We start from the raw sequence: 12562 nt of genomic DNA on the forward strand, positions 1-12562 counted from the left end.
TTACCATGATAAATTAAAGAAATGAATCGTTTTCAAATTAAGAAAGCAGATTAATATATAGGATTTAATTTATAAAAATTTTGCTAGAATATGAAAAAATTTATCCATTATAAATCCTATAAAATAGAATAAATATCCTATGAAATTTTTTGCTATAAAAATAGAAAAAATAATTTATTATTTAATGGGTATAAGATTTGTGTTAAGATAAGGACATATAAAAGGAGGAATTATGAAAGCGGATAAAATATTAATTAATCTTGAACAAGTTTTTTCACCAAAGGACATTGGTAGACCATTAAGAGGTGAAGAAATGAATGAAGCCGACATCTTAGAAAATGCTTACATCGCTATTAAAGATGGAAAGATTTTAGAAGTTGGCGAAGGCAAGGGATACGAAAATTTAAAAGACGACGAGACAGAATTAGTTGACCTAAAAGGAAAGGTTGCAACACCAGGTCTTATTGACGCTCACACTCACTTAGTATATGGCGGAAGTCGTGAAAATGAATTTGCAATGAAGCTTAATGGCATGGAATATCTTGATATTCTTGCAGCAGGTGGAGGAATCCTTTCCACACTAAAGGCAACTGAATCTGCAAGCTTTGATGAACTTTATAATAAGACTAGAGACTTATTGGAACACATGCTTGTTCACGGTGTAACAGCTGTTGAAGCAAAAAGTGGTTATGGAATTACTCTTGAAACTGAACTTAAGGAACTTGAAGTTCTTGAAAAACTAAATAAAGATTTTCCAACAGAACTTATTAGAACTTTTATGGCAGCTCATGTAATTCACGAAAAATATAAGGACAATTCAGATGAATATGTTGACATAGTAATTGACATGATGCCAGAAGTTGCCAAGAGAAACTTGGCAGAATTTTGTGATGTTTTCTGCGAAAAGGGAGTATTCACTGCTAAACAATCAGAAAGAATCCTTGAAGCAGCTAAAAAACAAGGCTTTAAATTAAGAATCCACTCTGATGAAATTGAAAACATTGGTGGCGTAGATGTTGCTGCAAAGGTTGGAGCAGTTTCTGCAGAACATTTAATGGTAGTAGATGAAGGTGAAATTGAAACTCTAGCAAAGGCAAATGTAATTGGGAACTTGCTTCCAGGAACAACATTTTCCCTAATGCTTGACACTTATGCTCCTGCAAGGAAAATGCTTGACAAGGGAATGGCTATTACACTTTGTACAGATTCAAACCCTGGATCTTGTCCAACAGCAAATCTTCAATTCATTATGCAACTTGGTTGTCTTGAAATGAAATTAACTCCAATTGAAGTATTTAACGCAGTAACTATTAACGCTGCTTACTCAGTTGACAGAGCAAAGACTATGGGCTCCTTTGACAAGGGCAAGAGGGCAAACATTACAATTTTTGATGCTCATAACATTGACTACACACTTTACTTCTTCGCAACAAACCTATGTAAGCAAGTTTATATAGATGGAGAACTTGTAGTTGAAGATAGAAAACTAGTTAAATAATGTTTTTAATTTAATAATTTAAGATAAGTGCAGGTGAAGTTCATTTGCACTTTTTCTTTTATAAAAAATAAAATTTTGCCTAAAAAATAATTTTTTAAAAATATTTCTATAGATAAACAATGATTTAATGCTGTTAATAGAAGAGTTAGAGAATTTTTTTAAAACAATTTTACACAAGAAAGACTGTAGTGCATAGTAATATGTTAGCATGAAACGATACTAACGGATTGTATTTTTTATTGAAATTTTGCCATTTTTTTAATTATTTCATTGACTTGTAGCTTAATCTAGGTTAGAATTTACTTAGAAAACATTTTCAGCCATACAAAATTCTTATTAAATTGTTTGGCGTGCATATTAAAATTTTTTATGCAAAATTAATATGCTAAATGAAAAGTTTAGGAGGTAATTATATGAAGAACGACGGTCAAAGGACTGTTAGAGTGCCTAGCATTATTGAAGCGTTTTTGCCAATAATCGCAATGGTTTGTCTAATGGTTTATGTTTTCAACTTCAGTGATGGAAAATATGACGCAGCTCATATGCCACTAGTTGTTGCAATTACTATTGCATGTATAGTTGGTGGAATTTGTGGACACAGTTTTTCTGACATGTTGGAAGGTATAATCGAAAGACTTACAGCTACTCTTGAAGCAATTTTAATTTTACTTACAGTAGGTCTATTGATTTCATCTTTCATGATTTCAGGAACTATCCCAGCAGTTATTTATTACGGATTAAAATTACTTACACCACAATTATTCTTGCCAGTAGGTTGTATGCTTATTGCAGTTGTATCACTTGCATGTGGTTCATCTTGGACAGCAACAGGTACAATTGGTATCGCTTTTATGACAATAGGTGTTGGTCTTGGAATTAGCCCTGCACTAACAGCAGGTATGGTAATTTCTGGAGCATATGTTGGAGATAAATTCTCTCCACTATCTGATACTACAAACCTAGCAGCTGGTGTATCTGGAACTGGTCTATTTGACCACGTAACAGCAATGGTTTCTACAACAGGTCCAGTATTTTTAATTTCACTTGTTATTTATGCAATTCTTGGATCAAGAATTAATGTAGTAAACTATGACCCTACAATTGCACAAGGTATTGAAGATGCAATCGCAGCAAACTTTAACCTTAACCCACTTGTACTTCTACCTATCGTAGTTATAGTAGTAGTATGTATCTTAAGAGTTCCTGGACTTCCTGGAGTTCTTATTTCAGTAGCAACTGGTGTATTATTTGCAGTTATTTTCCAAGGTCAACATAATCTTGCTGACATCTTTAATATTCTTCACTATGGACCATCTGTTGAAACTGGAAACGAATTTGTAGATAAGGCTCTTGCTAAAGGTGGTATGGACCATCAAATGTGGACAGTTAACTTAATTTTACTTGCAGTATCCTTTGGTGGTGCTCTTGAAAAATGTGGTTCTGTTGAAAGAATTTTTGGAAACATCAAACACAAAATCAACTCTGTTGGCGGACTTGTTTTCGCTACAATGCTTACATCAATATTCTGTGACGCAGCAATGTGTGATCAATTCCTAGGAATCGGTGTTCCTGCTCCTCTATATGATACTAAGTATGATGAACTTGGTCTTGCAAGAAATATGCTTTCAAGAACACTTGAAGATGCTGGTACACTTTGGGCTTGTATGTTCCCATGGACAGCTTGTGGAGCTTACCAATCTGGTGTACTTGGAATGAATCCATTTGTATACTTCCCATTTGCTTTCGTAAACTTACTAAACCCAATTTATGCATGTGTAACAGCATTAATGGGCAGAAATATATTCTGGGCTGACGGAGCTTACACAAATGTATTTGGTAAAACTAAGATGAAGAAAGTTGCCGGCGCTCCTGAAGAAGCACACGAACGTGCTCTTGCTAACCTTGAAAGATTAAGAGCTGAAGGTAAAGCACCAAAGGTTAATGCTTAATTAATTAAGAAATAAAATTAAAAATTAAAAATTAAAAGAAATTAGAAAGAAGTGATTATGTGTCAGATATAAAATTACCTTGGGATGATGACAGCGAAGCAATTAAATACGTATATGTGAATCCTAGAAAAAAGTTTTCTGAAAAATATGCCTACGTAATCACTTCTATTTTGATTATTTTAGGTATAATAACAAGGTATAAGCTTACTTTAATTCTTGCACTTTTATTATTATTGTCTTTATTATCTAAGAAATATGTGGCAGTAAGTTCCAAGGGGCTTGAAATGTACACTGACATGAAAGTAACTCACACCTATAATGTGTGGGATTGGTCAGAGATTGAAGCTATTACCTATGAAAAAAAAGCCGAAGAGCCAAAGTTAACACTTTTATATTTCACAAAGGGAGATATAACTAAAAGATTTTTCTTTGATGAAGATTCAAAAGAAAAAGTTTTTGAAGTGGCTAAAAAGCACAATAAAAAAATAAAAATTTACGATGCTTGGGAATATAAACAAGATCTCAAGAGATTTAAAAAAGAAATGAAAATTTCCAAAAGAATTGCTCGTAAAAAATAATAATTTTAATTTTAAGAGAGACTTCAATTTGAAGTTTCTCTTTTTTTATTTGAGAATTTTTGAAATTTTACTTTAAAGAAAATTTTCAAGAAAAATTTTTGATAGCCAATAAAATTTTTCAGCTGGCAAATATTTTTCTATAGAGTCACTAAAAGTTGAATTATTTGCCTTTTAATTATAGAATTATCTTTAGTTGATAAAGTTTTTAATGAAATGTTTTTAGAAATAGGAAAAAAATAATTTTTTATAAATTTGAGGATGATTAAATGAATTTTGATTACAATAAATATCCCTATCCTTCTACAAGAATGACCATCTTTGGGAAAAAGGGAATGGTGGCAACTTCTTCACCCTATGCAACAAGTGCTGGAGCAAAAATTTTGCTTGAAGGGGGCAATGCAATTGATGCTGCCCTTGCTGTTTCTATGACTCTATCTGTTGTTGAACCAACAGGCAATGGCCTTGGCTCAGATATGTTTGCTCTCATATATTTTGAAGGCAAGCTTTATGGCATTAATGCCAGTGGAAGAAGTCCAAAATCTATTTCCATAGAAGCCTTAAAGAAAAAGGGCTATGACAAAATGCCTTCTTGTGGTGTAAATGTAATTAATACGCCGGGACTTATTGGCGGCGCCATGAAAGTTCATGAAGACTTTGCCACAATGAGCCTTGATAAAATTTTTGAGCCTGCAATTTCCTATGCAGAAGAGGGCTTCCCAGTGACACCACAAATTGCAAAACTTTGGGGGGAAAGCCTAGATAAGTATAAAAATTTTAATCGCGAGGAATTTAATGAGTTTTTTAATACTTTTTCAATAAATGGAAAAGCGCCGAGAGCGGGAGAAGTTTTTTCCTGCAAGGACATGGCAGAGACTCTAAAAGAAATTCGTGACACCAGGGGTCAGTCTTTCTATAAGGGTAGGCTGGCAGAAAAAATTTCTAATGAAGTAGAAAGGCTTGGCGGATTTTTAAATGCAGATGATTTAAAGAATTTTACTCCAAAGTATGTTGAGCCGATTTCAACAAATTACAGAGGCGTTGACATTTGGGAGATACCACCTAATGGTCACGGCATTTCTGTCTTAATGGCACTAAATATTTTAAATAAAATGGAAATAAAAGATAGAGCTGACATAGGAACTATTCATAAAATTATTGAAGCCATAAAATTATCCTTAACTGATGCAAAGACCTTTGTGGCAGATCCTGATTCAATGAAGATAAAAATTGAGGAGCTTTTGTCAGAAGACTATGCTGAAAAGAGAAGGGCTGAGGTAAAAGATTTTGCTGAAATGCCAAAATCTTATTCTATAAAATCTTCAGACACAGTTTATTTTGCCACAGCAGATAAGTATGGCAACATGGTTTCCATGATTCAGTCAAACTATGCTGGTTTTGGCTCAGGAATTGTTGTGCCAGGGACTGGAATTGCACTTAACAACAGAGTTGAAAACTTTTATTTTGAAGAGGGGCTGGCAAATTCTCTTGCAGGAGGAAAGCTTCCCTACCACACAATAATTCCTGGCTTTATGACAAAAAATGGCGAGGCCCTTGGAGCTTTTGGAATAATGGGAGCCTTTATGCAGCCGCAAGCTCATGTCCAGGTCCTCATGAATATGCTTGACTTTAATTTAAATCCACAGGCAGCTCTTGATGCACCGAGACTTATGTGGACTGGCGACAAAAACATCGAACTTGAATGTGATTTTGATGATGATATAATTAATGGTCTAAAGAAAAGAGGACACCATGTAAAGCTAATAAGTGATTTTAAAAACATGGGACGAGGACAAATTATTTTAAAGAAAGACGATGTATATATTGGCGGAACAGAAAAGAGGACTGACTCCAATATTTTTGCTTTTTAGAAGGTGATTAAGTGAAATTTAAAATTCATTCAGACTACAAGCCTACTGGCGACCAACCTCAGGCAATTGATAAGTTAGCTGAAGGCATAAAAAAGGGCTACAAGCACCAAAATCTTTTAGGTGTAACAGGCTCTGGCAAGACCTTTACCATGGCAAATGTAATAGAGAGAGTACAAAAGCCAACTCTTGTCATTGCTCACAACAAGACTCTTGCCTACCAACTTTGCTCTGAGTTAAAGGAATTTTTCCCAGAAAATGCAGTGGAATTTTTTGTGTCTTACTACGATTATTATCAACCAGAGGCCTATGTGCCTGGGACGGACACTTTTATAGAGAAGGATTCTTCAATAAATGATGAAATAGATAAGCTTCGCCACTCTGCAACTATGGCTCTCTTTGAGAGAAAGGATGTAATAATTGTAGCATCAGTTTCCTGCATCTATGGCTTGGGAGACCCAATTGACTACGAAAAGCTTGCCATTTCACTTAGACCTGGCATGATAAGAGATAGAAATGATGTCATGAGTAAACTTGTAGACATCCAATATGTGAGAAATGATTATGAATTTAAGCGTGGAACTTTTAGGGTTCGTGGAGATATTTTGGAAATTTTCCCTGCATCTTCTTCTGAAAATTCCATTCGCGTAGAATTTTTTGGCGACGAAATAGATATAATCACAGAAGTAAATGCCTTGACTGGGGAGGTTCTACATTACTTAAATCACGCCTACATCACCCCGGCATCTCACTTTGCAACTTCAGAAGAAAAGGTGAAGAGGGCAATAGTAACCATAGAAGAAGAACTTGAAGAAAGGCTAAAGGTCTTAAAGGACCAAGAGAAACTTTTGGAAGCACAAAGGCTGGAGCAAAGGACGAGATACGATTTAGAAATGCTTTCTGAAATGGGCTTTTGCTCTGGCATAGAAAATTATTCAAGACACTTATCTGGCAGAGCGCCAGGCTCAAGACCCTACACCTTAATAGATTATTTTCCCAAGGATTTTCTAACTATAATAGATGAATCTCACCAAACAATTCCACAAATTAGGGGAATGTTTAACGGCGACAGATCTCGTAAGGAAACCTTAGTTGAATATGGATTTAGACTTCCTTCTGCCCTTGACAACAGACCACTAAGGTTTAATGAGTTTGAAGAAATGATGAATCAATGCGTCTATGTTTCTGCAACGCCAGGTCCCTATGAACTTGAGCATACAGAGCAACAAGTTGAGCAAATTATTAGGCCTACGGGACTTCTGGACCCAATAATAGAAGTTAGACCAATAAAAAATCAAATTGACGATATAATAAATGAAATAAATGGAGCTATTGATAGAGGGGAAAGAGTTTTAATCACAACTCTTACTAAGAGAATGTCTGAAGATTTATCAAGACATTTAAAGGAAATTGGGTATAAAGTAACCTACATGCACTCTGATGTTGATACCTTGGAGAGAATGAAAATTATAAGAGACTTGCGTCTTGGAGAGGTAGATGTTCTCGTTGGCATTAATCTTTTGAGAGAGGGTCTTGACCTTCCAGAAGTTTCAAGAGTTTGCATACTTGATGCAGACAAGGAAGGCTTCCTTCGTTCTGTGACATCACTTATCCAAACTGCAGGTCGTGCTGCGAGAAATGCTGAAGGAAAGGTTATAATGTATGCCGATACAATAACTCCGTCAATGCAAGTTGCTCTTGATGAAACTTCTAGGAGAAGAAAAATTCAAGAAGCCTACAATAAAGAGCATGGCATCACTCCAAAGACAATAGTCAAGGGTGTGCGCGAAGTCATTAACACTGCCATTGCTGCAGAAGACAGCCTTGACTTTAAAGAACTTGTAGATACAGAAAATGAATTTACAAAAGATGAAATAAATGAAATGATTGATGCTCTAAAACCTGAAATGTACAGGGCAGCAGAGGAACTTGACTTTGAAAAGGCTGCTGAAATTAGAGATAAGATAAAGGACTTAAGAGAGAAGAAAAAATCTGCCCTTTTATAAAGAGGTGTTATATTGAAAGATGAAATAATAGTAAAGGGAGCCAGAGTCAACAATTTAAAAAATGTTGATTTAAAAATCCCTAGAAATAAATTTGTAGTTTTCACTGGACTTTCTGGTTCAGGAAAGTCATCTCTTGCCTTTGACACAATTTATGCCGAAGGTCAAAGGAGATATGTTGAAAGTTTGTCTTCCTATGCCAGACAATTTTTGGGACAAATGGATAAACCAGAGGTGGACTACATCGAAGGCATGAGTCCTTCAATTTCCATTGACCAAAAGACTACATCAAAAAACCCAAGGTCAACAGTGGGCACAGTTACAGAAATTTATGACTACCTAAGACTCTTATATGCAAGAGTTGGTCATGCCTTTTGCCCAGAATGTGGCAAGGAAATTTCTTCCTACACAATTGATCAAATGGTTGATGAAGTTATGAAACTGGAAGAGAGAACTAGAATTCAAATTCTTTCTCCAGTAGTAAGGCACAGGAAGGGTCAACACAAAAAAGTTTTTGAAAAAATAAAAAAAGAAGGCTTTTTAAGAGTTTCTGTTGACGGAGAAATGCATGACATTTCAGAAGAAATAGAACTAGACAAAAATAAAAATCACGACATAGACATTGCCGTTGACAGAATTATTGTAAAGGAAAAAATTGAATCAAGGCTGGCAGACTCTCTTGAAATTGCCACAAATTTAAGTGACGGTATTGCTAAGGTAAATGTTATTGATGGTGAAGATTTAATATTTTCAACAAAATTTGCCTGCCCTCACTGCAATATTATAATAGAAGAAGTTACGCCAAGGTCCTTTTCCTTTAACTCACCTCTTGGCGCCTGCCATGAGTGTAAGGGACTAGGCTTCTCCAAGGAAGTTTCCAGGGACTTAGTAATTCCAAATAAGGAACTTTCCATAGACGAGGGAGCAATTGCCTGCTACTCAAATTCTAAGGGAACTTATTATTATGAAATAATTTCTGAAATTGCAAAGAAATTTAAGTTTAGCACCAAAGAGCCAATTAAAAATGCGCCAGAAGAATTTATGAAGGCAATTTTTGAGGGTTACAAGGGCAGATTGAGTTTTTCCTTTAACTCCTTCTTCTCTGGAGAAAAAAAGTACTCTGGTGGCTTTGAGGGAATTTTAAAAAATTTAAAGAGAAGATATACTGAGTCCAGCTCAGACAAAATGCTTGATAAAATTGACGAATTTATGGAAGAAGTTCCCTGTCCAAAATGTCACGGTTCAAGGCTTAAAGATTCTTCTCTTGCCATAAAAGTTGGCGGTCTAAATATTTTTGAGCTGACAGAACTTTCCATAGATAAGTCTTTGGAATTTTTCAAAAATTTAGAGTTCACAAAAAATGAAATGATTATAGCCGAAGAGCTTTTAAAGGAAATAAAATCTCGTCTTGAATTTTTGGTAAATGTAGGTTTAGAGTACCTTTCTCTATCAAGAATGGCAGGAACTCTTTCTGGTGGAGAAGCACAGAGAATTAGACTTGCCACACAAATTGGCTCACAGCTTGTGGGTGTAATTTATGTCTTAGACGAGCCCAGCATTGGACTTCATCAAAGAGACAATGCAAAACTTTTGGAATCGCTGAGAAATTTAACTGACATAGGAAATACTCTAATCGTAGTTGAACACGATGAAGACACAATGTTTGCAGCAGACCAAATTGTAGACATTGGACCCCTTGCTGGTGTAAATGGTGGAAGGATTGTTGCACAGGGGACTGCTGAAGAAATTATGAAGGTTCCTGAATCAATTACTGGTGCCTATTTAAGTGGCAGAAAGAAAATTGAAGTGCCAAAGGAAAGAAGAAAGTCCAATGGCAAGTCAATAAAGGTCATAGGGGCCAGTGAAAATAATTTAAAAAATATTGATGTAGAATTTCCTCTAGGCGACTTTATCTGCGTAACTGGTGTTTCTGGTTCAGGTAAGTCCTCTCTAGTAAATGAAATTTTATATAAAAGTCTTGCACAAAAAATAAATAAATCGAGAATAAAACCTGGCAAGCATAAAAGAGTAGAAGGACTAGAAAATATTGACAAAATTGTGGATATTGACCAATCGCCAATTGGAAGAACTCCAAGATCAAATCCTGCCACATATACTGGTGCTTTTGATATAATAAGAGATATATTTGCATCTACTAACGAGGCAAAAATGCGTGGCTACAAGAAGGGAAGATTTTCCTTTAATGTAAAGGGCGGAAGGTGTGAAGCCTGCAAGGGCGATGGAATTTTAAAAGTTGAAATGCACTTCTTGTCTGATGTCTATGTGCCTTGCGAAGTTTGCCATGGTAAGAGATACAATCGTGAAACTCTTGAAGTTAAATTCAAGGGCAAAAATATTTACGATGTCCTAGACATGACAGTGGAAGAGGCCATTGACTTTTTTCAAAATCACGAGAGAGTTTTGAGAAAACTTGAAACCCTAAGAGATGTTGGCTTGTCCTACATCAAACTTGGACAATCTTCTACCCTTTTATCAGGAGGAGAGGCACAGAGAATTAAACTTGCCACAGAACTTTCTAAGAGGGCAACGGGCAGGACTCTCTATATTTTAGATGAGCCTACAACTGGACTTCACTCCGAAGATGTAAATAAACTCATAAAGGTTTTGGAAGAGCTAGTAGATAGAGGCAACACTGTTATAACTATTGAGCACAACTTAGATGTCATAAAGTGTGCCGATTATATAATAGATTTAGGACCTGAAGGCGGCGACGGTGGAGGAGAGGTTCTTTTCACTGGCACTCCTGAAGAAATTGTTAAGTGCAAAAATTCTTACACAGGAGAATTTTTAAAGGATAAATTGGAGGATTAATTTGAAGAAAATTAAAAAAATTGGAATTTTTATTTTAGCTGCAAGTCTCTTGCCAAATTTTGTTTTTGCCAAGGGCTTTGTCAGAGAAAATAATTTTATGAATAAAAGCGGCGTTGAAAAAAGAGATGAAATCAAAAGATGGCAGGCTCGCATGAATTTGCCAGTGACTGGAACTCTAAACGGCAAGACTAACGAGGCCCTACACACTGAAAATTATGAAGTTTACGACATGGTGACAAATCCACCAAGTAAGGGAAAATGGATTGTGGTAAACAAGTCCAGAAGAACCCTCACTATGTATAAAGGAAATCAGTCTATTGGCAAGTATCCAGTGACACTAGGTACCAATGCCACACCAACTCCATCTGCAAAGGGAAAAATTCAAAATATGCACAAAAATCCTGCCTGGGGCGGAATGAATGGCAAATACAAACCAGCAAAAGCAGACGATCCCAACAATCCTCTTGGGGAAAGATGGATGGGACTAAGACTTCCTGGAGCAAGTGGTTACGGCATCCATGGAAATATTAAGCCTCATCAAATTGGTGGCTACTATTCCAACGGCTGCATTAGACTATTTAATTATGATGTGGAAAATTATGTATTTCCAAATATGTCTGTGGGTTCACCAGTGTGGATAGGGACAGACAATGAACTTGAATCCTGGGGAGTTTACCAATATTCAAGAGCTAAGAAGGAAGAAGCTAAACAAGTTGTGGAAGAAAAACCTTCAATTGAGCAAAAAGAAGAGACAAAAACTCAAGAGACTATAGAGAGCATTCCAGCAGGAGATCTTTTAGAATTTTAATTAAATAAAGTGATAAAAATCGTTGAAATTCAATTAATTTTGCGTTATAATGTTTTTCAAAATTAAAGAAGACATGGAAGTACTATTTACAAGGAACTAGGAGGGTATTATGAAAAAGAAGATTTTTAATATTGCAATTATAGCAATGGCAGCCTTATTTTTATTTGGCTGTGGGAAAAAAGATGATGCAAAGGAAGAAGCAAAGGAAGCAGTTAAATTTGAAATAAAAACTACTGGACCAACTATTGATGCCATAAAGGAAAAGGGCAAAATAGTTCTTGGAACTTCAGCAGACTTTCCACCAATGGAATGGACATCCTTCCAAAATGGCAAGGAAGAATTTACAGGTATTGACCTTGCAATTGCAAAATCCATTGCCGATTCTCTTGGAGTTGAACTTGAAGTTAAGAATATGGCCTTCGAAGGACTTCTTGCTTCTCTAAATGCAGGCGATGTTGACATGGTTCTTGCAGGCATGGGTGCTGACGATGAAAGAAAGAAACAAGTTGACTTCTCTGATGAATATTCAAAAGGGGCACAAGTACTACTAGTTACTGAAGAAAATAAAGATAAGTATAAAACTTTTGATGACCTTCAAGGAAAAATTATTGGTACACAACTTGGTTCACTTCAACAAAAATTTGCAACTGAAAAATTTGGAGATAAATGCAAGGGATTTGATCTTAACAATGTAATCATTGAGCAATTAAAGAACAAATCAATTGATGCAGCTTTCCTATCTGAACTTCCAGCAAAGCAATTTGCATCAATAACAGATGGACTTGTTATAATAGACAATTTAGGAATCCCAGATGAAAGTGGATTTGCAGTAGCAATTAAAAAAGGAAATGACGATTTAACAAAAGCTGTTAATGAAGTTATTAAAGGATTAAAAGATTCAGGCCAAGTAGAAAAATGGTTTGATGAGTATATTGAACTATCTAACAAAGAAGCTAACAAATAGTAATTAAATATTCCCTACATTATGTGGGGAATTTTTATTTTCTAAATTAGATAAACTAGAAAGGA

General features: G+C 35.5%; 8 protein-coding genes. All 8 read left to right on the top strand.

Going from position 1 to position 12562, the window contains the following annotated elements; genetic code table 11:
* Positions 1 to 232: 232 nt before the first annotated feature.
* The 8 genes from hutI (at position 233) to Q0U74_RS00915 (ending at position 12497) form a co-directional block, all read left to right on the top strand.
* Positions 233 to 1498: an imidazolonepropionase gene (gene hutI, locus Q0U74_RS00880; RefSeq protein WP_297392027.1), complete on the top strand. Its 1266-nt coding sequence runs from the start codon at positions 233 to 235 to the stop codon at positions 1496 to 1498.
* A gap of 413 nt (positions 1499 to 1911) precedes the next feature.
* A complete protein-coding gene (gene nhaC / locus Q0U74_RS00885) occupies positions 1912 to 3447 on the top strand; it encodes a Na+/H+ antiporter NhaC (protein WP_297392029.1) in 1536 nt (511 codons plus the stop codon).
* Positions 3448 to 3506: 59 nt separating this feature from the next.
* Positions 3507 to 4025, top strand: a complete 519-nt coding sequence (locus Q0U74_RS00890) for a hypothetical protein (protein ID WP_297392031.1) — start codon at positions 3507 to 3509, stop codon at positions 4023 to 4025.
* Positions 4026 to 4291: 266 nt separating this feature from the next.
* Entirely contained in the window at positions 4292 to 5893 is a 1602-nt protein-coding gene (locus tag Q0U74_RS00895; RefSeq protein ID WP_297392033.1) for a gamma-glutamyltransferase family protein, read from the top strand.
* A gap of 11 nt (positions 5894 to 5904) precedes the next feature.
* Entirely contained in the window at positions 5905 to 7896 is a 1992-nt protein-coding gene (uvrB, locus tag Q0U74_RS00900; protein ID WP_297392035.1) for an excinuclease ABC subunit UvrB, read from the top strand.
* Positions 7897 to 7905: 9 nt separating this feature from the next.
* Positions 7906 to 10725, top strand: a complete 2820-nt coding sequence (uvrA, locus tag Q0U74_RS00905; protein WP_297392187.1) for an excinuclease ABC subunit UvrA — start codon at positions 7906 to 7908, stop codon at positions 10723 to 10725.
* Between the two features lies 1 nt (position 10726).
* On the top strand, positions 10727 to 11533 hold the full coding sequence (locus tag Q0U74_RS00910; RefSeq protein WP_297392037.1) for a L,D-transpeptidase: 807 nt from the start codon (positions 10727 to 10729) through the stop codon (positions 11531 to 11533).
* A 109-nt stretch (positions 11534 to 11642) separates the two neighbouring features.
* Complete coding sequence (locus Q0U74_RS00915; protein ID WP_297392039.1) at positions 11643 to 12497, top strand: transporter substrate-binding domain-containing protein; 855 nt, start codon at positions 11643 to 11645, stop codon at positions 12495 to 12497.
* Positions 12498 to 12562 lie beyond the last annotated feature (65 nt).

Source organism: uncultured Peptoniphilus sp. (assembly GCF_946998875.1).
In the GTDB taxonomy this organism is placed as follows: domain Bacteria; phylum Bacillota; class Clostridia; order Tissierellales; family Peptoniphilaceae; genus Peptoniphilus_A.